Here is a 25,156-nt window from a genome sequence, read left to right as displayed (position 1 = left end):
CGGGGAGATCCCTCATGTCTGATCTGATCCTGCCCAGCGTGCCCGGCTCCCGGGTGCCTCCGCTCCCGCCCGAGCGCGCCGACCCGTACGTGCTCGCCGCGTACGACAAGAGCGTGCGGACCTGGGGCATCCCGAACAACCTCATCCGGACCACGGCCTGGCAGCCCGGGCTGGCCCGGACCCTTGTCGACTACGCGAACTCGTTCATCTTCGACCCGGTCAGTTACGGCAACCGGCCGCAGCCGGACGGCGACCCGGTCGCGGGCTGTGTGCTGTTCCCGCAGACCGGGTTCCTCGATCGGGTCACCAAGGAACTGGTGATCAACCTGGTCAGCCTGCTCAACCGGAGCCGGTACTCGCTCACCCACCACGCGTTCATCGGGTACACGACGCTCTGCCGGGACCTGCCGCACCCTGATCCGGCCGAGCGGGCCCTGCGGGCCGAGGAGATGCTGCTGCGGCTGGTGGACGCGGAGGGCCGCCCCGCCTACGAGCGCCGGACGTACGGCGAGGCCGGGGAGCCGCTCTACACCGAGGTGCAGCTGCTGAGCCTGCGGCTGGCCGAGACGATCCACGACGACCCGCACGCGGTCACCGACGCGCAGTTCGCCGAGCTGCGTGAGGTGCTGCGCGGCGAGGCCGATCGGGCGATCACGACCGGTCCGCTGGCCAAGACGCCCGACGCCGGCACACCGGCGTATCTCGACGCGTACGTCAACGGCATGCTCACCGAGCTGACCTGGTGCATCGCCCACTTCGACGGCCTGCTCAACACGTGGTTCACCGTGCTGCGGGTGATGGACGAGATCGATGTGGACGCCGACGGAGTGAACTTCGTCGAGACGTACAACCGCGAGGTCCCGGAGCGGATCAAGGTCCGCAACAACGCCGTGCTCGGCACGACCGGCTGGGGACGGTGAACATGGACGACCTCACCACCGGCTACCCGGTCCCCGCTCGCCCGATCATGCGGTTCCGCTGGCACGCGGGGGACTGGTTCGAGATCTTCGAGCGGCACGTCGCGCTGATCCAGTCGGACATCGCCCGCGCCCAGGCCGAGGACCGCATCGTCGTCTACCTGAGCTGCCCGATCAGCTCCCGGGGCGGTGGCCACTTCGGCACCAACATCGAGATCGCGAACTTCGTCGCGCGCCGGTTGGCCAGCCAGTGGGGCGAGCGGTTCTTCGTCGTCAACCCGGCCGCGTACCAGCTGGAGTCGAAGGAGGGCACCGGGCTGATCGTCCGGCACATCGCCGACCTGGCCCGCGAGACCGGCCGGGAGCTGACCCTGGACGGACTGCGGGCGCAGGCAGAGCCGGGCGGCGGGGACTACATGCGGATGTGGACCCGGGTACTGGTCGAGGACGGGTACCTCGCCGACCCGCCGGGGCGCTCCCGGAGCGGGCGGCATCTCGGCGGGTTGTTCGACGCGTACTACTTCCTCGGGCCGGACGACATGCACGAGTTCTTCGGCGCGGGCGGCCGGACCTCCGGCGGGAGGACCGGCGGCGGCAGCGCCGACGGTGGCACGCTGGCGTCCAAGGTGGAGGAGTACTTCGCCCGCAAGTACGCGATCGACCCGGAGTTCTTCGTGAGTTTCGCGGCCGGCCCCGACAGCGACGGCGCCACCCGGCTGCTCGACCTCACCAACCCCTCCGACGCCCGGCTGTGGGAGGCCCGCCGCAAGGAGTTCGTCCGCTACTACACGGTTCGGGCCGGCGCCGCGTACAGCCTCGGCAGCCACGACGAGTGGAACCTCATGGCGCGGCTGAACCGGGCCCGGGTCGCCGACCCCGCGTACGGGCCGGGTGAGCAGATCGCCGCGTACTTCGCCGCCGGGCCCTGCGGCCTGGCCGAGGCCGAAGCCGAGACGTCGATCGGGTACGAGGTCGCGGCCGTGCCCGTCTCGCCGAACGGAATGCCCGCCACCGCCGGGCAGCGGGCAGCCGAGGTGGACGCCTGAGCGTCAGTCGTACCCGCCGAACATGAACAGCGACGCCGGCCGGGCCATCGGGTTGGTCAGCCCGTGGAAGCTGCCGCCCTTCAGCAGCGCCAGATGCCCCGACTGCAGCATCCGAACCTCGAACGAACGGGCCCGGCGACCGCTGTCGGCCCAGTCGCCGATCACCATCCAGCCCTCGCCGTCGAGCATCAGGAACGCCTCGGAGTTGTCGCGGTGGCGGTGCAGCCCGATGCCGGAACCCGGGTCCATGACGTGGAGGTCCAGGTAGTCGACCGCGAGGAACGGCTCGGAGGCTCCGGCGGCGGCGCGGCGGCCGAACGCGTCCAGATTGTGGGTCTCGAGGTGGCGTCCCAACTCGTCCGAGCCCGCGTAGCGGAAGTAGTTCGACAGCAGGTTCCGATACTCGAGAGCACCGACACCGCCGTGCGGATTGGGGCTCCGCCCCACCTCGAGGTAGCTGTCCCAGCCGCGGACGACCATCTCGAAAGCGAGCTGCAGCGGCGGGTCGGCGGCGGCGCCGTCCGGCGTGCGCCACTGCACGGTGAACCGCAGCGGACGCAGCGGGTGGAGGAGGTGATCGGTGGCGACGGTCCGGACGTCCTGCCCTAGCAGGTTCTCCCGGGCGAACGTGATCGCCTCACCGCGCGCGAGGTCGGGCCGCGCCTGGAGCACCCCGCGTTCGAACGATTCCCGGCCCCGCGGCCCGAGCCGGTCGACGAGACCGTCGCCGCGGTAGCCCCACAGCTCCGCCACGTAGCGGTCGCTCGCCGGATCGTAGATCGCCGGCACGTCCGCCGCGCCGCCGTTCTCGATCGCCAGCCGCAGCACGAGCCGATCGCCGAGGCGGTGACCGGTCGCGGCGGACAGCGTGCTGTCGGGACCGCCGCGGTAGGAGACGTGCAGGAACGGACCGGTCCAGTCCTGCGCGAGCGCCCAACCACGAACGGCCTGGGTGTCGGCCAGGCGGAAGTCGGCGAGGTTCTGTTTCTGGAAGTCGGTCTTGAAGTCCTGCGCGGCCGGGTCCGACACGTCCGAGTTGGGGGCGCTCGGGCCGTACAGGGCGAGCCAGCTGTGCGGCAGCAGGTACTGGAGCGCGGCGGGGGCGTACTGCTCGCGGTCGGCGGCGAGCCGGACCGACTGCGCGACCGTGAGGAGCCGCTCGATCGGATTGTTGGACGAGTACGCCGGCACCGTGCCCGGTTCGACCCGGTACACCGCGTCGGAGTGCACAATCTGCATACTGCTGGGCCCCTAGGGTTGGTAGAGGAAGGCGACGAACTTCAGCGGCTCGTCCCCGTCGTTCCGGATTCCGTGGATGCCACCGCTCTTCGTGAGCAGCGTGCTGCCGGGTCCGACGCTGACCTCGCGGCACGGCCGGGACCCGATCCCGTAGATCTGCTTCGTCACGGTGGGTGCGGACGCGAGCGTCGGATCGTCGTCGACGCCCAGGTAGACGCGGCCTCTCCCGGAGACCACGTAGTACAGCTCCTCCGAGCCGATGTGCCGGTGGGTGCCTTCCACCACGCCGGGCGGAATCGTCACCTCGTGGAAGAACACCAGGTCCCCGCCGAGCTCCCGCTGGAGGAGCCAGCGCATCTCCAGCACGTTGGCGTCGCCGGGCACGGCGTCGGGGTTGTCCTCGTCCATCATCGCGTTGCGGTACCGCACCGGGAGGGTGTCGGACGCGTTCGGAAAGAAGAACGCGCGCTGATAGTCGAGCAGGTAGTTGAGCACCGACACGGTGTTCTGGGACGAGCTGGGCTCCGGGGTGTTCGGCGCCTGGTACGACCGCAGGAAGTTGTTGTCCCACTGCACGTCGGGTAGCAGAGCGCCGGTGGGGCTCGCCCGGCCCACCTCGCTGAACGCCAGCTCCAGCCGGCGCACGCCGCGGATGTCGGCCAGCGCGGGCGCGAGGGCGGGCGGCCTGGTGATCGGTGCGTTCGCGCCCATCAGCGGAAGGACACGATGGTCGTGGGAGGTGCCGTCGGGCGGTTCGAGCGTGTCCCACATCTCGACGGCGTAGGCGTCCACCAGCGGGTCGTACCGGGCCGTGACCGTGGCGTCGGCGGTCAGGCTCGTGTCGGCGGGGTGGACCCTCGTCCAGACGTTGATCGACATGCCGAGCGTGCGCCCGCGTTCCCGGGCCAGCTCCACCAACCGCCCGGCCCGGTACTCCACTCGCAACACCCCGGCGAACCGCCGCCCGTCGAGATAAACGCTGCCCTTCGCCGCGAGGATGTCCGGACCGTTGCGCACCTCGTCGACGTCGTACCGGTACCGCGGGCTGCGCGTCGCGGAGAGGTAGCGGGCGTGGTAGATGCGGTCGGGGAAGAACACCACGCGGAAGATCTCGTTCTCCGGTTGCGTCTGGATGTCGTCGAATGCCGGATCCATCGGTCACACCCTCGCGGTGAGCAACTCGCCGACGCGGAAGGCGTTGGCCTGAATGGTCAGGGTCGGGTTCGCACCGCCGGACGTCGGCATGAACGACCCGTCCGTGACGTAGAGGTTGTCGAAGTTCCACGCCCGGCAGTCGGGGTCGAGCACCGAGTCGGCGGGATCGGTGCCGAACCGCGCGCCGCCGAGAACGTGGTTCGCGATGCGGCGGACGTCGTTCCCCACGTGCCCGGATCCCACGATCTCGATGCCCGGACCGCCCCGCTCGAGGATGGCCAGGCACTGGGCGGCGAGCGTGTCCATCACCGCGAGATCGTGGCTGTGCCAGCCTTTGGTGATGTACGCGACCGGCCGGTTCCACTTGTCGCGGACCGTCGGGTGCAGGCTGATCCGGTTGGTGGGGAGCGGAACCTGGTTGGCCATGAACGCCACCGACAGCAAGCGTCCGAAGTTGCGGGTGAGGTACTCCTCGAACGACCTGCCACGGATCTCCGGGTCGTAGAGGTAACCCTTCCAGATCGTGTCCATGTCGTTGGCCGCCCAGGTGCGCGCCATGCTGATCGGGAGGGCGGCGTCGGACGTGTTGTTGTAGATCGCGCCACCGGCCCACAGACCGTTCGCCCGGACGAAGTCGTCGCCGGCGCAGGCGTCGGTGGCGTAGTCGGAGTCGAGCGTCCGTGACTTGTCGTGCCGCCCGGGCACCCGTGCCGAGGCGCCGCCGAAGCAGTGCGTGAGGAAGTACCGGCCGAGCAGGTCGTTTCCGTTGAGACGCGCGGCGAGCGCGTCGTCGGCAGCGGCCGAGAGCTGCAGGAGCCGAACCGTCTCGATCGCGCTGCACGCGACGACCACCACGGTCCCGCTCACCGTGCGGGCGCGACCGACCGGATCGCGATAGTGGACGGTGGACAGCCGCGAGCCGGTCGCGGACAGGTGCGTCACCACGCAGTTCGCACGCAGTTCGAAGTTCGACGACGTGCTGATCGGCTGCAGGAGCGACACCCAGGTGTTCGACTTCAAGCCGAGCGGGTCGCCGTACCGGTTGACGAACGCGGTGCGGATCGACTCGTGGTCGGCGGGCACGGTCCGGCCGCTCGGACCGTGGTCGCGGGTGATGACGGCCAGCGGCGTCCGGTAGTACGCGTAACCGAGCGCCTCCAGGCCGGTCTTGACGTGCTCGCTGATCGAGTTGGGTTCCAGTGGCGGCTGGTAGTGATCCCGGCTGGCGGGTTTGAGCTGCCCGTCCCTGGTGCCGTTGAGGCCGACGAGCTCCTCCGCGCGGGTGTAGTAGGGCTCCAGGTCCTCGTACCGGACGGGCCAGTCGCGGGCCTCGCGCCGAACGTCACCGGCGGGGTCGGCGCGCAGGTCGGTGCGCCCTGCGTTGGCCGACGCCAGCCGCAGGTCGGACGGCGGGTAGCGCAACGACACCCCGCCGTAGAGCTGCGTTCCGCCGCCGACGACCTGCGCGGTGTAACCCTCGATCGTGACGTAGTCAAGGCCGTCGGTGTTGCGATAGACGTGCGGCTCGTCGTTGAGGTCCGGCTCGACGTGGCTGGAGTAGAACGAGCTACCGGTGTTGGCCACCCCGGGCACCGTGAGCTTCTTCTCCGGGCCGGTCGCGAACTCCTCGTCGCGTTTGAAGTCGCTCAGCCCGCTGGGGCTGCTGTACTGCGGCTGGAACAACGGTCCTTTCTCCAGGACCAGTACTCGCTTGCCTGCCTTGACCAGCGCGTGCGCCACCGGTGCGCCGCCCGCCCCGCTGCCGATGACGACGGCGTCGAACGTCTCGTCTGCCATCGATCAGCCCCGGTAGTCGGTGTTGCGGCCGAGCGGTGCTTCGACCGCGTTGGCCCAGTCGAACGGGAACCGCTCGCTCAGGTACGCCCAGCCGGCCGCGCCCGCGTTGCCGCCGTGCTTGGGGTGGGCGAACGCGCCCGTCATCGCGTGACGCCGCAGCAGCAGCAGGAAGTAGGACGGATCGGCGTAGGCGCTGTGATCCCACCCGGCGACCGCGTTGGCGGCCAGCTCGTCGTACAGGTCGACGTACACCTGACGCCCGAGCTCGGACGGCTCCTGATCGGGGTGACGATCGCGCAGGATCCGGTCGATCTGGCGGAGGCAGACCCGGTAGCTCGACAGATTGTGCGCCTCCCGGCGGGCCAGGAGTTTGTCGATGAAATTCACGGTGCCGATCGCCTCGTCGAGCCGGTAGGCGAACGGGAACTGGCCGTCGCGCGCCGACCGGTCGAGCCGGTTGTACGTCTCGGCGAGGAATCGACGGTTCTCGGCGACCTGGAACGGGAGCAGCGTGTTGATCAGCCGTTCGAGGAGTTGCCACTCCCAGCGTTCGAACAGGATCGGGATCGCGCACCCGTCGGTGAAGAACCGCGACCATTCGGCGCCGTTGTCGCGGAGTTCGCGTTGCGGATTGATCGGGTCGGTTCGCAGCGTGCCGTCGACCGTGTAGCGGTAGACATGCGTCTGTCCTTTCGGGACCCGGATGGTGACGGCCCACAGACCGGTCGGCTCACCGAGAAACGCCACCTCGCGCAGCGGCACCGGCGCGTAGAGCTCGGCGAACGTCCCGAGGACGCCCACCGAGCGGGCGGGGTCCGCGCGGGCGTCGTACACGAACGTCACGTCGTTGAACTGATACGACTGCCCGTCCCAGTGAGCGTCGATCACCGGGAAGTGAAACGGTTCGGACGGTACTCCGACGTCCCTCGCGAGAAATCTCGTGCAGTGGTTCAAAACGTACTGATCGTCACGCGTCGGGACGACGTCCGCCACGAGTCACCCCCGTCTCGGCCTGGCGGCGCCAGCCGGCCCAGGTCATCGTGATCGTGCCGGTACGCAGGGCTTGCGCTTCGGTGCGGCCGACGTTGCGCCGGACGAGTTCGCCCAGCGTGCAGGGCTGGCGCAGGAGCCGCATGCCGAGCGGGGAGAACGTCCGCTCGGTGAAGACGCGGGGAGCCAGCAGCGGGTTGGTCAGCACCTGGGAGAACGCGTCGGCGGCCACCAGCCGCCCGACGAGGTTCGGTAGCGCTGAGTTCGGTCGCAGGTCCTCGGCGAACAGGCCGACGAAGTACTCCAGGCGATCGACGTGCCCGTAGAGCTCGCGCAGTTGCCGCTGGATCGTGCGATCGGCGGTGAGCTGCGCGAAGGAGGTCGCACGCGGAACGCCGATCATCGCGCGGTAGGCGTTGTAGGGGGCCAGCTCGACGGTCCTCGCCTGCTGGAGGCTGGCGCGCTCGAGGTGGAGCAGCTCCGGGGCGGTGTTGTGCAGCGCGATGCGCCCGGCGCGCTGGCCGGACGCCTCGACGAGGATCCGGCCCATGCCGTGGCTGCCCCGCCCTACCGTCGGGTCGAGCCGGAACCGGAAGTGGTAGGGCGTGATGTGGTTGACGTACTCCTCGATGATGATCCGGATCAGGAGGATCGTCAGGACGTTGCGGGCGGTCTGGAACAGCCGTTCGTCGTCCCAGCGCGGGTACTCCGCGGCGAGGAGCCGCGCGATGCGGTTGTGCTCGCGGAGGAACAGCACGCTGATCGCGGTGTAGCCCAGCTGGGAGTTGGACCGGTCGCCGCCGAGGGCGAACAACCGGTCGCGCTGGGAGGCGGTCAGCTCGTCGAAACCCACCACCGACAGCCCGCGGAACTCCGGCCGGACGACCCCGCCGGAGCAGAGGAACGGCGGGTACTCCTCACCGTCGATGTCCTGAGCCTTCAGCAGCCCGCCGTCGCCGGAGCGCAGCAGCCGGGTCACCGACTCGGTCAGCCCGTAGACCTGACACAGGTCGATCTCGTGGTTGGACGTGTTCTTGCGCGGGTCGGGCGGGTCGCCGCGGTCGCTGCGCAGGAAGCCGTCGGTGAGCCACTGCGCGAAGTACGCGAAGAACACCGTGGATTTGGGGCACGGCCGGGTGGCGGTGCGTGCGAACAGCGCGGTGGCCGCCCCCAGGTCGGGAAGGGCAGAGGGGGCGGGGGACGGCGGCAGGTGCCGGCTGTCGAAGGTGCGGTCGGTCAGCGACGGCCAGGACGTGTAGGACGCCATCGTGCTCAGCGGGTTGGGGCGCGGCGGGATCGTGAGGATCGCGCGGTTGATCAGCGCGCGGTTGACCACGGCGTTCAGCGGGGGCACCCGCCGGAGGGCGTTCCAGAGAGGCGCGCCGTGCGAGAGGGCGTAGGCCTCGATCCGCTGGAGCTGTCCGTCGCGGGAGGTGTCGCGGGGGACGGCGGCTGCTGCGGTGTCGGTGTCCACGGGCGGTGGTGGCGCGGCACGCTCGCGGCTCGAGACGTCGGTCATGCGTGCCTCCCGGCAAGTCCCGTCGGAAAGTAACTTTGTTACAGATAGCATGAAATAGGCCAAAATGGTCTAATGCAGGAGGTTGACGAACGGAGGGGACGATGAGCGACCAGCTGCCCGAGAATCCGAGCGACGAGGACCTCCTCGCGCTCTACGAACGCGAGGTTCGCGCCGTCGTCGCGCTGTCCGACGATCCGGACGAGCATCTGCTGCCCTCGACGCCTCCCGGCCCGGAGGTGCTGCGCCAAGCATTCAACGACTGCCGGCCCCGCTTCGAGGAGGAGGAGCAGCACACGATGGACGCGCGTGATCGCGACGCCTTCGGCCGGACCCTGAGGTCTTTCAACGACAGCAAGCACAAGAAGGGACAGGGCTGGCAACACAAGTTCCTCCACCGTTGCGGGATCACGCACGGCAAGAAATGACGAGCGCCGAACCGGCCGTCGCGGGTCTGGGGGTCAAGGAGATCCTCGGCGTGGTCGGCACGTTGCTGACGTTCGTCACGACCACGCTCGGTGTCTGGATGTTCCTGCGCTCCCGCCGCCAGGGCGGCTCGGACGACGCGGCGAAGCTGGCCGCTGAGCTGGCCCGTGCCGTCCGCACCCAGTGGACAGAGGAGGAGCGGCTCCGGCGCATCCGGGCTCCCCGGCCGCTCGAGCTGCGCTGGGCCGCCGCCGACCCGCGGCTGTGCGACCGCTGGGCGAACATCCGCCGCGACGGGGGCGACGAGCATCCGCTGGTCGACGGGTGCCTGGACGACATCGTCGAGCGCTACGCGGCCCTGTCGACCGGCCGCGCCGTCCTGCTCGGCAAACCCGGCTCCGGCAAGACCGTGATGGTCCTGCGGCTCACCCTCGATCTGATCGACCGCTGGTGGACGACGGACGCCGAGCACGACGACGGGCACCCGCGGCGCGTGCCGGTACTGCTCACGCTCTCCGGCTGGAATCCCGAGCAGGAGACCCTGACCCGCTGGTTGATCCGCCGGCTGTCGTTCGACTACCCGTTCCTCGCGCTCACGTCGGGGAACAACCAGCCCTCCGGCGCCCGGCGGCTGGTCGAGGGGAACTGGATCCTGCCGGTACTCGACGGCCTCGACGAGCTGCCACCGGCCCACCGCGTCGCCGCGCTGCGCGAGCTGGAGGGGCCCTGCCCGGTCGTACTCACCTGCCGGCCCGAAGCCTATGCCGAGACGGTCGAGAGCACGGGCCCGCTGCTCCGCGCGATCTGTGTCCAGCTCCGGGACGTCACGGTCGACGACCTGGTCGACTACCTGCCGCGGACCACCGGTACCGCGGCGGACCTGACATCGAAGTGGACACCGGCGCTGGAGGCGATCCGGGCCGCGGACCCGGAGCAAGAGCCCGAGCAGGAGACCGCGGCCGGCCGAGTGGCACAGGTACTGCGAACGCCGCTGATGATCGGGCTCGCGCGGGTGGCGTACAGCGACACCCGAGCCGACCCCGGCGACCTGCTCGACAGCGAACGATTCCCGACGACGGTCAGCATCGAGGCGCACCTGCTGGAGGCCTTCCTGCCAGCGGCCTACCGGCGCGTCGCCGGCGACGAGAGCCCGTGGACGGCCCCGGTCGTCACGCCGTGGCTGCGCTTCCTCGCCGTGCACGCCAGCAGTCAGAACGGGGCGATCGCCTGGTGGCGGCTCCGGGCCGCCGTGCCGCGGCTGCTGCCGACGCTGGCCGCCGCGGTCGGTCTGGTCGCCGCGCTCTGCCACGGCGTGCTCATCGGGTGGGCCACCGCGGACCGCCACGGCATCGGACTCGGGCTGGGATACGGCCTCGCGTTCGGCGTCGCGATCGGGACGACGGTCGGACTGGCCTGCTGGCTCAGCCTCCGTGTGGTGGCGGCCGGATGCCGCCCTCGGCACCTCGGTCTGCGTTTGCGGTGGCGACCGGCGGCGGCCGTGGCCGCGCTCGCGGTGGCGACGATCGTCGCCGGGCTGCTGTTGCGCTTCGAGGGTGAGGTCCTCGCCGCCGGCATCGTGATCGGTGTGCTGCTGACGATCGTCAGCGGGCTGGGACAGCCGGTGCTACCGACCGCGGTGACCACGCCGCGCGCCACGTTGATCGGCGACCGCCGCCGCGGCCAGTTGGTCGGCGTGGTGGCCGCTGCGCTCGCCGGTGTAGTCACCGCGGCCCTCGCGGCCGCGGTCGGCGGCCTGCTCGAGCTGGCCGGGCTCGACGAGCCCGCCGGTGGGCTGCCGTCTGCCGCCGCGTGGAGCCTCTACCTCGTCCCGGCGGTCGCCGCGGGGGCAACCGTCGGCCTCGCGTGCAGCGAGTGGGGTCTGCTCGGCCCGACCCGGCTCTGGCTCGCCGCTCGAGGGCTGGCGCCGCTCAAGGTGCTGACCCTGCTCGAAGACGCCCGCCGCCGCGGCGTCCTCCGCCAAGTCGGGGGTGTCTACGAGTTCCGGCACGCCTGCCTGGTCAAGTACCTGACCCGCCCGGGGCTGCCGGCTGCAGCGCCTGCTCCCCGGGTGTGGTCCTGGACGACACGGCCGGCCCGACCGGGTCAGGCCGGAGCAGCCAACGGGAGAGGGACGAATGATGACGAGCGTGACCACCGAGAGCCGGGCGGGGCTGCGGGTCTTCGGCCCACCGGGTGAGGCCCCGGACTTCCGGGAGATCCCGGGGCAGCTAGCCGCGTGGGACGCGTTCATGCAGGCCGTTATGAGCAGGCAAACGCAGCTGGTGCAGGAGGAGCTCGGCGGGCCCGGCCGTCCCAACGCGTTCTCCGCGCGACCGCTCGCCGGCGCGGCGACGGTCATGATCCCGTGGAACGGCTTCCCGAAGCGCATCGCCGACGCGTTCGGTGGCGAGGAGCGGTATCAGGAGGCCGAGCGCATCGAGGAGGCCTCCGGACGGCGGTGGCGCGAGCAGGACGAGTATCTCGAGTGGCACACCACGCGCGATCCCGAGGGCGTCGTCCACGCTGTCGATTTCACCTGCGAGGGCCCCGAGTACTGGGAAGCGCTGGCGGAGGGATATCCGTACCGGATCCGCGAGGCGGGCCTGGACCTCCCGCCGGCCCGCGGGAGTCACGACGTCCTGTTGCGGCTCTACCGGCGATACGTCAGCCCGGAGGTGCAGCTGGACGACCTGCTCGTCGACGGCGTCTACGACCCGTCCAACGAGTGGAACGTCAGCGGAGGCGCGATGCACCTCACGCATCCGGCCAACACCCTCGGTGCCGAGGTCAACCTCGCCGCCCGCGCCAGCATCCTGCGTCAGCGGAACGGGAACCTGCTGACCGACTCCGTCGACCTGATCAACTGCGCCGGGTACGGCGACCCGGGCCGGTCGAGCGATCCGAACATCGGCGCGACCGTGAACGCCGCCGTCCGGGAGGGGAACGCGGTCACGCTGCGTGCGCCGGTCGGGCTCTACATCGACTCGGTGAACCTCGACGGCTGGACCACGCCGGACGGGCAGGCGCTGGATCCCGCGTGGTGGCGGATCGAGCGCGGCACGCCGGAGATGATTCTGCGAGCGCGGTTCGCGCCGCCGGCCGGCAGCCGTTGGACGGTCAGCGACGTGGAGATCGCCGGGGTCCCGATCGAGTACGCCGGCCAGATCGCCGAGCACATCACGATGAAGCTCTACGCCAGCGCGGTCCCGGGGTTCCGTCCGGCGCCGCCGATCGGCTGCCGCGGCTTCGCGAGCTTCGCCGCGCCCTCCGGGGCCGACCGGATCCCGAGCTGGCCCGGCATCCCGACCCGCGCTTGAACGCCCCGGTGACCGAGGAGCCGCTGCTGCCCGACGGCGACATCCAGGGCGACGTCCTGGCGGGGTTCCGGAAGGATCACGCGCGGTACCTGTTCTATCGCCTGGAGGCGGTAGCCGCGGCGAAGGCGTCGCTGGCCGCGCTGCTGCCGCGGATCTCGCCGCTGGCCGACGTCGCGGCGTTCAACGAGGCGTTCCGGCGTGCCCGGTCGCGCCGCGGCGAACCGGCCGGTGCGATGACCGCCGTCTGGATCAACGTCGCGTTCTCCCGGACCGGGTTGGCGGCCCTGGCCGGTGAGCCCGACGTCGACGCGTTCGCGGACAGCGCGTTCAAGGCAGGCATGCGGAAGCAGTCGAGGTCGCTGGGTGACGCCGAGGACACCGCCGCGCCGGGCCACCCGAACCGGTGGCTCTTCGGCGGCGGCCGCCCGGTCGACGCGGTCGTGACGATCGCCGCCGACGACCCGCGCGTGCTCAGCGCCACCCACGAATACGTCGACGCGCTGCTGACCGCCCGGCCCGGTGGGTGGACCCTTGTGCACGACCAGCCGTGTGCGACCCGCCGCGAGCAGCCGGGCCACGAGCACTTCGGGTTCCGGGACGGCATCTCCCAGCCGGCACCGCGCGGCCGCCTGTCGAGCGGTGCGCTGATCTCACCGCGCTATCTCGATCCCGACGACCCGCGCGCGGAAGCGTTCGCGCGCCCCGGCTCGCCCCTGGTCTGGCCGGGGGAGTTCGTCCTCGGTCTGCCGCGCCAATCGCCGGCCCGGGTGGGGGAGCCTGCCCCGGCCTGGCGCACGGGGCCGTCCTGGGCGGTGAACGGCTCGTTTCTGGTGATCCGGCGGCTGTCCCAGGACGTCGACGCGTTCCGTCGTTTCTGCCGCGAATCGGCAGCCGCGCTCGCGATGCCGGGGGTTTCGTCGGAGCGGCTCGCGGCGCTGCTCGTCGGCCGCTGGCCGTCGGGTGCCCCGATCAGCCGCAGTCCCGAGGCCGACGACCCGGCGCTGGGGCGCGACGACTTCGCCGCCAACGACTTCGGCTTCGCCTCCGCGTGGCGTACGCACGCGACGGGCCCGGCGCGTCTGCGCGGCGACGTTCCCCTCCCGCGCGGCGTCTCCCGGACCGACGGGTTTCCCTGGCCCGAAGCCGATACGGACGCCGTCCGCTGCCCCACCGCGGCGCACATCCGCAAGATCAACCCACGCGACGAGGCCAGTGACGTCGGGGGCGCGATCGACAACCTGCGGCGGACCATCCTGCGGCGCGGTCTGCCGTTCGGTCCGTCCTACGACAGTGATCCCGCCGCGGAGCGCGGACTGCTCTTCGCCTGCTACCAGGCGTCGATCGTCGACCAGTTCGCCAAGCTGACCAACAGCTGGGTTCAGCGGCCGGCGGTACCGCGGGGCCGGCCGCCCGGCCACGATCTGCTGCTCGGTCAGGGCGAAGGGCTGTTCGCCACGCTGCTCGACGCGGAGGCCCGCCCGCACACCGTGTCGGCGAGCCCCTCGTGGGTGACGCCGACCGGAGGCGAGTATTTCTTCACACCGTCGATCACGGCGATCCGGAACGTGCTGGCCGCACCCGTCAGGCCAGCGCCGGAGCGGCCGGGAGACTGAAGTCGGCGCTGATCCCGTTCAGCGTCGCCCCGATCGTGCCGGCGCTCGGGCCCATGCCGAACCGCGCGAACACCGACCACACCAGCGCTCGCTGCTCGGCCTGCTCGAACTCGTTCGCGCCGAGGGCTGCCGCCCGGTGGTCGGCGGCCATCAGGATCGCGTCCCTGGCCGCGAGCAGGCTCGGGTTCGCGACCGTCAGCTTCAACGCGTCGACGACGATCTGCAGCGTCTCGTCCGGACCCAGGCGCCGGCCCAGCGACAGCAGGACCGCGCACCACAGCTCACCGATGTCGTGCGGCCGGGAGTACGCGGGCGTGCCGAGCTGGGCGTAGGACCCGGTGAAGTCCTCGGTGTACGGCTGACGCCGCAGGCCCTGGGGGCGCGCGACGATCCAGTCGCCGATCACGGTCTTGTCGTGCAGCGTGCACGTGACGTAGTCGCTCCAGCCCTCGCCGAGCCCGGCGGACTGGACCGCGTCGAGGGACTCCCAGTCGTCGCGGCCACCGACGAGGCGGTTGGTGACGCCGTGGGTGTACTCGTGGAACACCACGTCCGGATCGAGCGCGGTGTGCCGCCCGGTCGCGGTGACCGGACCGAGGTTCATCCGCGGCACCCGGCCGTCGGGCGGCGTCGCCATGTTCGCGGTGCCGTGCACCGGTTGCGGATGCACCCGGACCAGCACGGCGTCACCGTCGCTGCCTCCGCGTCCGAAGCCGTCGGACTGGAAGTTTCCGTCCTCCTCCCGGAATCCCAGCAGGAAGAACGCATCGTGCGCGGCGCCGCAGAGCGCGAACGCGTTGACGACCAGGTGGTCGAACGAGCCCGGCTCCGGGCGGAACTCGACCCCGTCGCCGGCCCGGTGCCCGCTGGCGGGCCGTTCGGTGTCGCCCCGGACGGCGCGCACCGCGTTGCCGATGGTGGTCGTGTCCAGCAGCCAGGGGTCCGGGAACACGGTGGGCAGGTCGGTGGGGATCGGGAGCCCGTAGCGGTCGAGGGGCAGCGGAAGCGGCACGTCCTCCGGCGCGCCACCTGACCGCAGGACGATCGTGGCCCGGCCGAGCACACCGTGCTCCACGCGCCGGCACAGGAGGATGCGGCCGTCCTCGGCGTCCACCAGGAATCGGTAGGCGGGTGCGTCGCCGACCTCGAGCCGCAGCCGCCAGGCCAGCCGCAGACCCGCGACGAGCGGGAACCAGGCCAGCGACACGACCGTCGGCGCGGCGAGCGGCGCCCCCTCCACGAGCGTCTCGCGCTCGGGATCGTCCGCGGCGGTGCTGACGACCCGCGTGTCGATCGCGTCCGGGTCGACGCTGGGCTCGGGGATGGGTTGACCGTACGGGTCGGTCTCCGGCTCCCGGTCGTCGTCGGCGAGATGGAGTAGCGCGATCCGGACGGCGTCGCCGGGGCCGAGCCGCGGCTCGACGGCCAACGGTTCGGTGATCGAGTACGACCGGCCGGCGACCTCGAGGAGCTGGCCGTCCGGAGCGAAGCGAACGGTCTCGGTGGCGTCGTAGATGGGGATCCCGGCGTGCATCTGGCGGAGATGGACGGCCACGGCCGACGCCGAGGTCTGCTGCGGGTGCCGGTCGGCGCGGTACTCGGCGGCCTGACCGCCGGTCAGCCCGAGCACCGGTCCGATGCGTTCGACGTGCGAGAGCGCCCGGTCCACCCACTGTCCCGGCTCCGCCGGTGCCGCGGACGAGACGACGACCGACGGGTTGCCGGTCTGCTGGTCGAACGCGGCGATGCGGACGCGATGGGCGCCCGGCAACTCCTCGGACGTGAGCGCCGCCTCGGCCAGCAGATCCTCTTCGCGTTCCCGCGTGGTGACGATGGGCGCTGCGGCGTCCCGGACGTCGATCTCTCGTGCCATCGGTAGCTCCTTCGGGGACTATCGGGGTTCCAGGCCTGCGATGTCGCGGTAGCGGTGCAGTTCGATCCAGCTGTCGGTGAGGGCTGCGTCGGTGGGCGCCGGGGACACGGCGGCCGCGGTCAGCCGGTCGGCGGCGGGCAGCGGCCCGAGATCGAGCCCGGTCAGCTCCGCGACCTGCGCCACCGGCACCTGGAACGTGCGGTACGCACCGAGCGGCGGGACGTCGGTGTCCTCGAGCCCGGCCACGCCGAGGCCGTCGAGCAGGCTGCTCTGGTCGAGGAGGTAGCCGGTCGCGGCGAGCGCGCCGCGGTGGACGAACGCCACCACCTTGTAGAAGCGGCGCGGGATCTGAACGCCGCGGTAGGGCAGGTCGGACGGATCGAGCACCGGACCGGTGACCACGACGAGGTTCCGGTCGTGCACCTCGGCGTGGTCGAGGACGTAATCCTCCAGCCCCAGCCAGAGCTCGTGGCTCTGGTTGAACTCGTCGACCTGGGGCGCGGCGTTCGGAAAGCGGAACGTGTCGGCGTTGGCGGTCGCGGCGACGTGGCGCGGCCCCCAGACCGGGTCGCGGCGGCGCACCAGATGACCCCGGTCGAGGCGGTTGTCCCGGTACAACTCGTTGCCGGTCTGCGCGTCGGCGGGGATCCGCGGATCGAGCTGCCAGTCGTCGCCGCGCGGGAGGTCGACCAGCCGGGCGCCGTCCACGGCGACGGCGGTGGTGGCGGCCAGCCGCCGCAGCGGGTGCATCAGCACGGAGAAGTGGGTGTAGTCGAGCCGGATCGTCGCTGTTCCGGGGAGGGTCGGGAACGGAACGGTCAGCCCCAGGAAGCCGGGGTCGTAGCCGGCCGTGAGCGTGGCGTCGGTGCTGCTGCGGGTCATGGATCCTCGGTAGTCAGTTCGTCACGGCAGTGATCTCGAGCCGGAGCGTCGCCGCGAAGTCGGTGCCGCCGACCTGGAGATTCCAGGTGCCGGTGGACGCTCGGCTCTCCGGCGCGGCCTGCGGACGCTGCACGAGGGCGGTGGGGCCGGTGCCGGCGAGCTCGTCGAGCTGCTCGCGGGTCACCGGGTTGCGGACGTCGAGGTAGCGCTCCCCGGTGTGCAGGAAGAACGCCGGTGGCGAGTCCGGGAAGATCTGCGCGAAGTACTGCTTGCGGAACACGATGTTGTCGGAGAAGCCGGGGCCGCTCAGATCGCGCTCGCCGACGTTGACGTCGAGCCGGAAGACCAGGCCCTGGGCGGCCTCCGGGCGGAGCCGTTCGTCGAACCAGCCGTCCCAGATGAGCCGGTCAGGACCGGCCCAGCCGGTGGTGCGGTCGCCGGGCTCGGCGAGGGACTTGTACAGCTCGGTGGCCAGATCCGGGAGGTCGTCGGTGAGGTCCGGCCGCTGGAACGGGCCGTAACAGTTCTCCGCCTCCGGACTCTGGTGGAACAGGTCGAAGTCGACGAACCGGGGCTTGATCGAGACGCCGAACCAGTACTCGCGACAGCCGGGGGACCGGTTACCGCCGCGCACCAACGCCTCGTCCAGCCAGAGCCGTGCCCGGTGGGTGGCGTGGAAGAAGCGCATCGCGATCTCGAACGCCTCGCGGGAGGTGACCAGCGAGTCCGGGCCGCCGTGGCACTTGTGCACGAACGTCCGCGGCGCGCCGGGAAGCTGGGCTCCGGAGTGGGTGACCAGGCCGTCGGTGCGGCGCCGGTCGGCGCTGCCCTCGTCGACCAGGGAGAACAGCCGGTTGAGGAGGTCGGCGGCCGAGTTGCCGTACGTGCGGTGGTTCGTGCCGACGACGGTGAGGATGCGCTCGACGGGAAACCATCGGCCGACGTCCCGGAACGCGATGCTGTGAGGGTCGAACGCGGCGATCTCGTCGGCGGACTGCTCGACCGCGGGAAGCCGTTCCAGCAGCCACCGCGGGATCCGCTGGAAGGAGATCCCGCGGTGCGGGGTGCCGAGCGTGACGACCCGGTGGATGAGCTTCGCGGCCGAGCCGGGGGACTGCTGCTCGAGTTGGCTCAGCGCCGCACGGAGGACCAGCCCGCCCATGCTGTGCGCGATGACGTCGACGCCGTCGAACTCCTCGTCGTGACGCGCGGCCGCGGTCTGGATGAGGCGGATGAGCCGGGTCAGCCCCTCGCCGTAGCGGGCGAGGCTGCGCGGGATGAGGTCGTAGTACCGGTACACCCACATCGTGCCGGCCACGCCGTGGCGGAGCGCGGTACGGGCGGTGGCCGGATCGATGACGATGCTGCCGCTGACGACGCCGGGGTCCCAGTCGGCGCAGTCCTCCGGTGTGGACAGGTCGGAGGCGTAGTAGCCCACGACGTTGGTGGCATCGCTGTACGGATAGACCTCGGACTTCAGGGCGCGGAGCAGGAAGCCCTCGTAGATGTAGCTCTCCCCGCGCTTGCCCGGGTACACGGTGCCGTCGTTGAAGCCCTGGTAGGCGTTGCGCTGCTCGTCGCGCTCGTCCAGTCCACCGAAGCCGCGGATGAGCACCAGGGGCCGCAGCGCGGTGATCACCTGCGCCCGCGCTTGTCGCGATCGCAATCGCGGGGTTTGCAGGCCTTCGGGCAACGCGCGCTGGTGTGCCGGGCGCGGAGTGCGCGCGCCTGGTGACGCCAGCTGCGGACCTCGGGGGCGAAGCCGGCGGCGTCCTCGTCGTCGTCCTCGACGTCGACCGGCTCCATGGCGAGGATGTCCAGCCAGCTGCCGTCGCTGAGGCACATGTCGGTGTCGCACCACATCAGGTGAGTGGCGCGGAGGCGGATCAGGTCGTCGTCGGAGAACTCGTCGGGGTCGCGAGGGCACTCCAGACCGCGCGCGACCTCCTCGCGCAGCCACGTACGCAACTTCTGGTGGCCACAGTCGCTCGCGTGCGCCCACGTCTCGTCGAACCGGAACGTGGCGGGCTCGTCAGGTGTGATGGTCACGGCTTTCCTTCCGGTGGGGCCGCGACGTCGAGGGCCGCGGCGGTGGGTGGGTCCGCCGAATGGTTCGGCGGGCCGGGCGTCGAGCCCGGGCGCGGCGCTCGCGGCGCGGCGAGCCGGTCGCGGAGCTCCAGGTGGCGGAACTGGTACGCCGCACCGACGCGGCGCAGGACACCGCGGCGGTAGGCGTCCTCGAGGAACGGCATGAGCTGCCACGGCACGTGGCCGGCGGTCCAGAGCCACAAGCGGACCAGCCAGAACACTCCCCAGTGACTGGAGACCAAACCGGTGACGATGCCGCCGACCGCGAGCGTGCACGGCCCTCCGCGGTCGAAGAGCAGGTTGCTGAAGCGCGAGTCGACGGTGGTCGTCCCGGTTGACCACTCGCCCTCCCGGATGGGTGCGAGCACGACGTCCCAGTAGGAGGTCTCCAGCCAGATCAGCGCCCCGTACAACGCCAGCGGCGTGAGCAGCGCGACCGCGACGCCTCGCGCGATCGCCCAGACCCGATCAGCGCGGAACAGGCCTTCCGGTGACGTGCCCACCACGGTGGTGACCGGCTCGTCCCAGCCGGCGACGGCGAGCACGAGGATCCCGACCATCGCCGCAGCGCCCCAGGCGGCCGCGCGGGGATAACCCCAGTCGTCGGGGTCGGCGACGAGCTCAGCCGACCATTCGGTCAGGACGAGACCGGCGCCGGCGCGCGTCAACGCGGCGGCGGCGACGGCCAGCACCAGCGCGCGCAGCAGTTGTCGCGGGCTCGTTCTCCCGACGAACCGGCGCAGCGGCCGGGATCGCCCGGCGTAGCGGATCGCCAGGACGAACGGCACCCCGTAGCAGAGTCCGAAAAAGACGCCGATCGCGGTGGCGACGCTCACCCGGTAGCCGAGTTCGACGTATCGAAGGGCGTAGGCGCCTCCCCAGCACGCGGCGATCGTCAGCCCCACGATCCCGGCCAGGACCGGCAGCAGCCGCGGATAGGCGTCCCGCAACCGCCACCAGGCCAGATCGGGGCTACCGAGCCGGACGGACAGGGCGGCGAGCGACGACAGGTAACGTTCGGCCACCCGAGCCGGACACGGCCGCGGGCCGATGTCGGCACCCTCCAGATAGGCGGTCGGGACGACCGCGTCCAGCAGGTGCGTCCGGAGCGAGTCGGCCGAGTCGAACCGCGCGCTGTCCAGCAGTTCGGTGGGGTCGGCGGGCGTGTCGCTGTAGAGCGAACGAGCCAGGCCCACCATCAGCGGAGTACTCAGCGTCTGCCGGAGAGCCGTCTGGTCGGCCTCCCGCATTCGATCGAGCACGGGCTGCCACTTGGTGCGGTGGTCGGGGTGGGCGCCGGTGGTGCGCGGCAGATAGGACGCCAGCACGTCGGCGTCCAGCGGGCACAACTCGACCACCGCCGCGCCCGGCAGCGGCCGGGTGCTCTCGACCGCGGCAGCGTAGGCCTCGCGACGGCTGGTCAGAACCAACGGCAGTCCGACGTTGAGCCGGCGCAACGCGGCGATCCGCTGCGCCTCCGGTAGCTCGTCGAAGCCGTCGAGGACCGGCAGCACCCGGCCGTCCGCGACGAGGTCGTGGGCCAGCGTGCTGCGGGTCATCGTCCGCGCGGCCAGCACCGGGTAGGTGAGTGCGAGGTGGGTGGCGAGCCAGTCTCGAAGCGACTCCGTGACCGGATTCCACGACGCGACGCTGACGATCACCGGGACGGCGTCGCTCGTCCAGCCCGCGCGCGTCCCCTGCGGATCGGCCTGATCGCGGTCGGCCAGCATCGTCAGCGCCAGCTGGATCGCAGCGACCGACTTGCCGGACCCCGGACCGCCGAGGATCACCAGGCGATGCGACGGAACGCCGTCGAGGACGGCGTTCAGGTCGGTGAGAACGCCCTCGCGGAACGCGGCCGGCGGTGCGGGCGCACGATAGACCGCTTCCGGGTGGTCGCACAGCATTGGGTCGGCCACGGTCCAGCGCACCGGAATGGGAAACGGTTCGTGGACTCGCCGGGCTTGTGCCTCACTCGCCCACTCGTCGTGGACCTCTTCGGCCAGCAGCGCCTCCGGATCGTCGACGGTGGTGGCGCGCGTTCGGTTCTGCGCGATCGTGTTGACGATCGGGACGGTGGCCGCCAGGACGGCGAAGAAGATCGTCACCCGGGCAGGGCCATGGCTCAGCGCACTGGCGCCGAACGCGACGACGAGGAGGCCGGTGATCGAATAGGCGATCGCGCTCGTGGACCATCGGATGCTGAGCACTGTCGTCATCGCGGATTGCCGCTTCCGGTTCGAGGAACGGGGGAACGGCTCGGGAGGGATGCGGCAGTCTGCGCTGAGCCACGTCGACCTTAAGACACGGATGTACCTTAAGAGAAGTTTATCCCGCGTGTCGTGATTGGTCCGTCTTGCATGGCGCCGCGGACGTGCCAGCTCGGCGGGTTACCGGTGGCGGTATCGTGCCGCGCGAACCTGAACTCGGCGAGGAGCGTGGTCGAATGCCGTCCTGGGAAGAGGACATCGTTTCGGCTCTGACCAATCTGGGCGGCACCGGCACCTATGCGGAAATCTACGGCGCGGTGGCGGCGATCCGCTCCGATCTACCGGCGTCGTGGAAAGACATCATTCGCCGCCAGATCCAGGATCGCTCGTCCGACTCGGCCGGATGGAAGAAGGGCGCGGACCTCTTCTTCTCGGTGGAAGGCCTCGGCCGGGGCGTCTGGGGCCTGCGCCGGCTGGTAGAGCCCACGCCGATCGCCGCTGACCTTCCCGAAGGAAACGAGAGCCCCGGACGTACGAGGCAAACGACGTACCGCATCCTGCGGGACACGGTTCTGGCGCGGCAGATCAAGTTGCTCCACCGAGACGCCTGTCAGATCTGCGGCGAGGTCCTGCGGATCTCCGCCACCAAAACCTACTCGGAGGCTCATCACATCATTCCGCTCGGGAAGCACCACGCCGGAGCAGATATCGGTTCGAACATCATCGTGTTATGCCCGAACCATCATGCGCTCTGTGACATGGGGGCGATGCCGCTGAAGCGGGAAGACATTCGGGCGGTGGACGGACATGAGATCGCCGAGGAGAGCCTGATCTACCACAACGACAAAATCTTCGGCCGAATCTTCTGAGGCGCCCGATCTCCCTCCTCCGAGGGAGCCGGTTGGCGCGCCAGAGGGATCCTCCCGGCTTCGCGGGCGGTGATGCTCGATCACGTCGAGCTCAGCCCGGAGTAGGGAGTGCCATGTCGAGAGTGAAGACCACAGCTGCGCTCTACCGGTGGTGGGTGCGCTGGCCCGAGTGGTCGGCGTACGCGGCGGCCGGCTGGTCGCTGCTCTACGGCGTGCTCGGACTGTACTGGACGGCCGGTGGGAGCGGGTTCCCGTTCGCTCCGGTCCATGAGGACCGGATGTCGGGGTCGGTCCTGGAGGGCAGCCGCGTCGAGGTCGTCGCTCCGATCATGGCGGTACTCGGCCTGCTCGGCGCGGGCGTCGCGCTGGTGATGGCCCGAGGGACAGGCAACCGCCGCGTGTCGGCGGCGCTGATCGCTGTCGGCTGGACCATGGCGGCCGGTCTGACCCTGGTGATTCCCGACTACACCCTGCTCGCCGTGCTGGCGTTCGCGCCGCTCTTCCTGGTGTTCGTCTTCACCGGTGTGCCGGGCGAACAGGAGGGCATCGGCGACATCCTGTACTGGCACCGGACGAACCTGATCATCGTGTTCGTGGGCGGCTTGCTGTGGGCAGCGGCCACGCTGGTGTATCAGCGGCGGGCGCGCGCCGCTTGTGGGCACTGTGGACGCCGGAGCGGCGCGGCAGGTGGCGGCCCGTCGCGGCAGCAGCTGCTGCGGTGGGGTCGCTGGGCGGTCGCGGTGGCCTGCCTGGCGCCGCTGCCGTACGAGATCACCCGGCTGGCCTGGTACTTCGGGTATCCGCTCGGGATCAGCCCGGACTTCCTCCGGATGATGCAGGACACGCCGGGGATGCTCGAGATCGGCCTGGGTTGCGCGGTCGCCTCGGCGTTGGGCGGTGTCCTCACCCACGGCCTGGTCAGCGGATGGGGCGAGGTCTACCCCCGCTGGATCTGGTTCAAGGCCGGACAGCGGGTGCCACCCGCACTCGCGGTCGTTCCGGCGTCGATCGTCTCCGTCACGCTCGTCCCGGCCGGGCTGATGATGCTCTGGACCACCGAGATGCGGGACAGCTGGGCCCTCTACGTCCCGAGCCTGCTGTGGCTGGCCTGGGGCGCGGGGCTCGGCGCCGCCACCGTGACCTACCACCTGCGTCGCCGCGGCGCCTGCCGCCACTGCGGCCTGGGCAGCGACGAGCCCGGGGACGACGTCCGGCGCGACGGCGTCGCGGCCGGCGTTGTCACAATGGGCCGGTGAGTCTTCCCCGGGCGGTGGTGCCGTTGGTCAGCGGCGTCACGTACCGGCGAGGGGTCCATCTGCTCCTCGGCGCGGTGATCGTGTTGCCGTACCTGGCGCTCGCCCGCGCGTTCTGGCAGGTGGTCGCCGAGGACCCGGCCAACCGTCCGGCGCTCCTGATGACCGCGGTCGTGGCCACGGTCATCGCCGGGGCGCCGGCGTTCCTCGGCGGCACCCGCGCGCTGGAGATCGCCGCCGCGCGGTCGCTGCTCGGCGTCGACCTGCCGGACCCGGCGCCCGGCAGGCGGCCCGCGGTCGAGACCCGGATGCGGTCCGCGCTCTGGTTCGGGTTACATCTCGTGGCCGGGGCCGTGATCGCGACGTTGCTGTTCACCGCCGTTCCGGTGGCCATGCTGGTGCTCGGCCACTGGTTCGGCCTGGTGTCGGGAGACCTTCCGGGCGTGACCGGCCCGCCGACCGGTTACGACGTCGCGCTGTGGCTCGCCGTGGCCGCCGGGCTGCTGGTCGTGACGGGTTACGCGGTGGCGGCTCTCGGAGCGCTCGCGACGCTGATGGCACCGGTCCTGCTCGGCCCCTCGGCCCTCGAACGTGAGCACGCCCTCGAAGCGCGGGCGCGGCGGCTGGCCGAACGTAACCGGCTGGCGCGGGAACTGCACGACTCGATCGGACACGCGTTGACGCTCGCGACACTTCAGGCGGGTGCGGCGGGGCAACTGTTCGACACCGATCCGGAGTTCGCGCGGCGGGCGCTGAGCGTCATCGAGGAGACCAGCCGGACCGCGATGGACGACCTCGACCACGTCCTCGGCGTGCTCCGCGATCGAGATCCTGCCGACCGAGCTCATTCCGGCCGGGACCCTGCCGACGGGGACCACCGTGACGACGTACCGCGTCGGCCGCAGCCGACGCTGGCGCATCTCGACCGGCTGTGCGACGACTCGCTGGCGAGCGGGGTGCCGGTCGACGCCACCGTGACCGGCCCGTTGACGGCGGTGCCCGCCGTCGTGTCCCGGGAGGGGTACCGGATCGTGCAGGAGGCGTTGACCAACGTCGCCCGCCACGCCGGTCAGGTACCGGCGACGCTGCGGGTGACCGTGGGCGCCGACGCGCTGACGATCGAGGTGGTCAACCCGGTCGTGGACCGGGCACCGGCTCCGCGCCGGGCCGGACGCGGGCTCGACGGCATGCGCGAGCGGGTCGACCTGCTGCGGGGCCGGCTCGAGACCGGCCACCAGGACGGTGTCTGGCGGGTCGCGGCCGGACTGCCGCTCCGCGATCCGGGTGAGGACCGATGAGCCAGGTGACGGGCGTGCTCCTCGTCGACGACGAGGAACTGGTCCGGATGGGCCTGCGCGCCGTCATCGACGCCCAGCCGGACTTGCGCGTGATCGGTGAGGCGGCGGACGGCGCGGAGGTGCCGCCGCTCGTGGCCCGGCTGCGCCCGGACGTCGTCCTGATGGACGTGCGGATGCCCGCCACCGACGGCATCCAGGCGACCCGGCAGCTGGTGGCCCACGCCGACCACCCGCCACGGGTGCTGCTGATCACCACGTTCGAGAACGACGAGTACGTCTACGCCGCGCTGCGGGCCGGCGCCAGCGGGTTCGTGCTCAAACGAGCCCGTCCCACGCAGCTGGTCGACGCGGTCAGGGTCGTCGCCCGGGGAGACTCCCTGCTGTTCCCGGCGGCGATCCGGCGGCTGGCGGGCGCCTACGCGAACAGCGAGGGCGCGGCCCGGCTCGCCGACGCGCGCCTGACCGCTCGCGAGCTGGACGTACTGCGTCGGATGGCGGCCGGACGGTCGAACGCCGAGATCGCCGACGATCTCGTCCTCAGTGTGGAGACGGTCAAGACGCACGTCGGGAACGTGCTCGCCAAGCTCCGTACCCGCGACCGCACCCAAGCGGTAATTGCCGCCTACGAGTCGGGTCTCATCACGCCTGCGTGCTCGTAGAATCACTC

At 71.1% G+C, this 25,156-nt stretch carries 20 protein-coding genes; 10 read left to right on the top strand and 10 right to left on the bottom strand.

Annotation, left to right across the window (positions count from 1 at the left end; translation table 11 throughout):
* Positions 1 to 14: 14 nt before the first annotated feature.
* Both BUB75_RS21300 and BUB75_RS21295 read left to right on the top strand, forming a co-directional pair.
* Positions 15 to 920 (top strand): carboxymuconolactone decarboxylase family protein, encoded by a 906-nt coding sequence (locus BUB75_RS21300; RefSeq protein WP_073259458.1) that lies wholly within the window; start codon positions 15 to 17, stop codon positions 918 to 920.
* Between the two features lie 2 nt (positions 921 to 922).
* Positions 923 to 1,963 carry a hypothetical protein gene (locus BUB75_RS21295; RefSeq protein ID WP_073259456.1) on the top strand — a complete coding sequence of 347 codons (1,041 nt, stop codon included), beginning with the start codon at positions 923 to 925 and terminating at the stop codon, positions 1,961 to 1,963.
* 3 nt (positions 1,964 to 1,966) lie between these two features.
* Here the strand turns inward: BUB75_RS21295 and BUB75_RS21290 are convergent, their stop codons facing one another.
* The 5 genes from BUB75_RS21290 to BUB75_RS21270 form a co-directional block, all read right to left on the bottom strand.
* Positions 1,967 to 3,202, bottom strand: coding sequence for a cupin domain-containing protein (locus tag BUB75_RS21290; RefSeq protein WP_073259454.1), 1,236 nt, complete (start codon positions 3,200 to 3,202; stop codon positions 1,967 to 1,969).
* Positions 3,203 to 3,214: 12 nt separating this feature from the next.
* On the bottom strand, positions 3,215 to 4,357 hold the full coding sequence (locus BUB75_RS21285) for a cupin domain-containing protein (protein ID WP_073259452.1): 1,143 nt from the start codon (positions 4,355 to 4,357) through the stop codon (positions 3,215 to 3,217).
* 3 nt (positions 4,358 to 4,360) lie between these two features.
* Entirely contained in the window at positions 4,361 to 6,154 is a 1,794-nt protein-coding gene (locus tag BUB75_RS21280; protein ID WP_073259450.1) for a GMC oxidoreductase, read from the bottom strand.
* 3 nt (positions 6,155 to 6,157) lie between these two features.
* Entirely contained in the window at positions 6,158 to 7,042 is an 885-nt protein-coding gene (locus BUB75_RS21275) for a gluconate 2-dehydrogenase subunit 3 family protein (protein ID WP_218617683.1), read from the bottom strand.
* Between the two features lie 79 nt (positions 7,043 to 7,121).
* Positions 7,122 to 8,663 (bottom strand): peroxidase family protein, encoded by a 1,542-nt coding sequence (locus BUB75_RS21270; RefSeq protein WP_073259446.1) that lies wholly within the window; start codon positions 8,661 to 8,663, stop codon positions 7,122 to 7,124.
* A 101-nt stretch (positions 8,664 to 8,764) separates the two neighbouring features.
* Between BUB75_RS21270 and BUB75_RS21265 the strand changes: the two genes are divergently transcribed.
* Genes BUB75_RS21265 through BUB75_RS21250 form a run of 4 tightly spaced genes read left to right on the top strand, consistent with a single transcriptional unit; the run spans position 8,765 to position 14,016 of the window.
* Positions 8,765 to 9,088 carry a hypothetical protein gene (locus tag BUB75_RS21265; RefSeq protein WP_073259444.1) on the top strand — a complete coding sequence of 108 codons (324 nt, stop codon included), beginning with the start codon at positions 8,765 to 8,767 and terminating at the stop codon, positions 9,086 to 9,088.
* Positions 9,085 to 11,283, top strand: a complete 2,199-nt coding sequence (locus BUB75_RS21260; protein WP_073259442.1) for an NACHT domain-containing protein — start codon at positions 9,085 to 9,087, stop codon at positions 11,281 to 11,283. The genes BUB75_RS21265 and BUB75_RS21260 overlap by 4 nt, the downstream gene beginning before the upstream one ends.
* Positions 11,234 to 12,403: a hypothetical protein gene (locus BUB75_RS21255; protein ID WP_143175338.1), complete on the top strand. Its 1,170-nt coding sequence runs from the start codon at positions 11,234 to 11,236 to the stop codon at positions 12,401 to 12,403. Before BUB75_RS21260 ends, BUB75_RS21255 begins: the two co-directional genes overlap by 50 nt.
* The gene (locus BUB75_RS21250; RefSeq protein WP_073259438.1) at positions 12,400 to 14,016 is read left to right on the top strand and encodes a Dyp-type peroxidase; all 1,617 of its coding nucleotides are present in this window, start codon (positions 12,400 to 12,402) and stop codon (positions 14,014 to 14,016) included. Before BUB75_RS21255 ends, BUB75_RS21250 begins: the two co-directional genes overlap by 4 nt.
* Here the strand turns inward: BUB75_RS21250 and BUB75_RS21245 are convergent.
* The 5 genes from BUB75_RS21245 to BUB75_RS21225 are packed head-to-tail and all read right to left on the bottom strand — an operon-like array spanning position 13,985 to position 21,078.
* A complete protein-coding gene (locus BUB75_RS21245; protein WP_073259436.1) occupies positions 13,985 to 15,889 on the bottom strand; it encodes a M36 family metallopeptidase in 1,905 nt (634 codons plus the stop codon). The genes BUB75_RS21250 and BUB75_RS21245 overlap by 32 nt on opposite strands.
* 18 nt (positions 15,890 to 15,907) lie before the next feature.
* Entirely contained in the window at positions 15,908 to 16,771 is an 864-nt protein-coding gene (locus BUB75_RS21240) for a DNA/RNA non-specific endonuclease (protein ID WP_073259435.1), read from the bottom strand.
* A gap of 13 nt (positions 16,772 to 16,784) precedes the next feature.
* The gene (locus BUB75_RS21235) at positions 16,785 to 18,410 is read right to left on the bottom strand and encodes an esterase/lipase family protein (RefSeq protein ID WP_073259433.1); all 1,626 of its coding nucleotides are present in this window, start codon (positions 18,408 to 18,410) and stop codon (positions 16,785 to 16,787) included.
* Entirely contained in the window at positions 18,407 to 18,820 is a 414-nt protein-coding gene (locus BUB75_RS21230) for a hypothetical protein (protein WP_073259431.1), read from the bottom strand. The genes BUB75_RS21235 and BUB75_RS21230 overlap by 4 nt, the downstream gene beginning before the upstream one ends.
* The gene (locus tag BUB75_RS21225) at positions 18,817 to 21,078 is read right to left on the bottom strand and encodes an NACHT domain-containing protein (RefSeq protein ID WP_073259429.1); all 2,262 of its coding nucleotides are present in this window, start codon (positions 21,076 to 21,078) and stop codon (positions 18,817 to 18,819) included. The genes BUB75_RS21230 and BUB75_RS21225 overlap by 4 nt, the downstream gene beginning before the upstream one ends.
* Positions 21,079 to 21,266: 188 nt before the next feature.
* Between BUB75_RS21225 and BUB75_RS21220 the strand changes: the two genes are divergently transcribed.
* The 4 genes from BUB75_RS21220 to BUB75_RS21205 all read left to right on the top strand — a co-directional run bounded on the left by BUB75_RS21220 (position 21,267) and on the right by BUB75_RS21205 (position 25,148).
* Entirely contained in the window at positions 21,267 to 21,938 is a 672-nt protein-coding gene (locus tag BUB75_RS21220; protein ID WP_218617682.1) for an HNH endonuclease, read from the top strand.
* Between the two features lie 122 nt (positions 21,939 to 22,060).
* Positions 22,061 to 23,194: a hypothetical protein gene (locus BUB75_RS21215; protein ID WP_218617681.1), complete on the top strand. Its 1,134-nt coding sequence runs from the start codon at positions 22,061 to 22,063 to the stop codon at positions 23,192 to 23,194.
* Positions 23,191 to 24,489: a sensor histidine kinase gene (locus tag BUB75_RS21210; protein ID WP_073259423.1), complete on the top strand. Its 1,299-nt coding sequence runs from the start codon at positions 23,191 to 23,193 to the stop codon at positions 24,487 to 24,489. The genes BUB75_RS21215 and BUB75_RS21210 overlap by 4 nt, the downstream gene beginning before the upstream one ends.
* Positions 24,486 to 25,148: a response regulator gene (locus BUB75_RS21205; protein WP_073259421.1), complete on the top strand. Its 663-nt coding sequence runs from the start codon at positions 24,486 to 24,488 to the stop codon at positions 25,146 to 25,148. The genes BUB75_RS21210 and BUB75_RS21205 overlap by 4 nt, the downstream gene beginning before the upstream one ends.
* Positions 25,149 to 25,156 lie beyond the last annotated feature (8 nt).

Source organism: Cryptosporangium aurantiacum (assembly GCF_900143005.1).
Taxonomy (GTDB): domain Bacteria; phylum Actinomycetota; class Actinomycetes; order Mycobacteriales; family Cryptosporangiaceae; genus Cryptosporangium; species Cryptosporangium aurantiacum.
Note: the sequence above shows the minus strand (reverse complement) of the source record. Positions and strands in the feature narration are given on the sequence as shown.

What these genes read in the sequence shown, in the direction of transcription:
- BUB75_RS21270 (WP_073259446.1), bottom strand. Translation starts at nt 8,663, where the DNA reads ATGACCGACGTCTCGAGCCGCGAGCGTGCCGCGCCACCACCGCCCGTG.
- BUB75_RS21225 (WP_073259429.1), bottom strand. Translation starts at nt 21,078, where the DNA reads ATGACGACAGTGCTCAGCATCCGATGGTCCACGAGCGCGATCGCCTAT.
- BUB75_RS21205 (WP_073259421.1), top strand. Translation starts at nt 24,486, where the DNA reads ATGAGCCAGGTGACGGGCGTGCTCCTCGTCGACGACGAGGAACTGGTC.
- BUB75_RS21290 (WP_073259454.1), bottom strand. Translation starts at nt 3,202, where the DNA reads ATGCAGATTGTGCACTCCGACGCGGTGTACCGGGTCGAACCGGGCACG.
- BUB75_RS21280 (WP_073259450.1), bottom strand. Translation starts at nt 6,154, where the DNA reads ATGGCAGACGAGACGTTCGACGCCGTCGTCATCGGCAGCGGGGCGGGC.
- BUB75_RS21265 (WP_073259444.1), top strand. Translation starts at nt 8,765, where the DNA reads ATGAGCGACCAGCTGCCCGAGAATCCGAGCGACGAGGACCTCCTCGCG.
- BUB75_RS21260 (WP_073259442.1), top strand. Translation starts at nt 9,085, where the DNA reads ATGACGAGCGCCGAACCGGCCGTCGCGGGTCTGGGGGTCAAGGAGATC.
- BUB75_RS21300 (WP_073259458.1), top strand. Translation starts at nt 15, where the DNA reads ATGTCTGATCTGATCCTGCCCAGCGTGCCCGGCTCCCGGGTGCCTCCG.
- BUB75_RS21295 (WP_073259456.1), top strand. Translation starts at nt 923, where the DNA reads ATGGACGACCTCACCACCGGCTACCCGGTCCCCGCTCGCCCGATCATG.
- BUB75_RS21245 (WP_073259436.1), bottom strand. Translation starts at nt 15,889, where the DNA reads ATGGCACGAGAGATCGACGTCCGGGACGCCGCAGCGCCCATCGTCACC.
- BUB75_RS21285 (WP_073259452.1), bottom strand. Translation starts at nt 4,357, where the DNA reads ATGGATCCGGCATTCGACGACATCCAGACGCAACCGGAGAACGAGATC.
- BUB75_RS21240 (WP_073259435.1), bottom strand. Translation starts at nt 16,771, where the DNA reads ATGACCCGCAGCAGCACCGACGCCACGCTCACGGCCGGCTACGACCCC.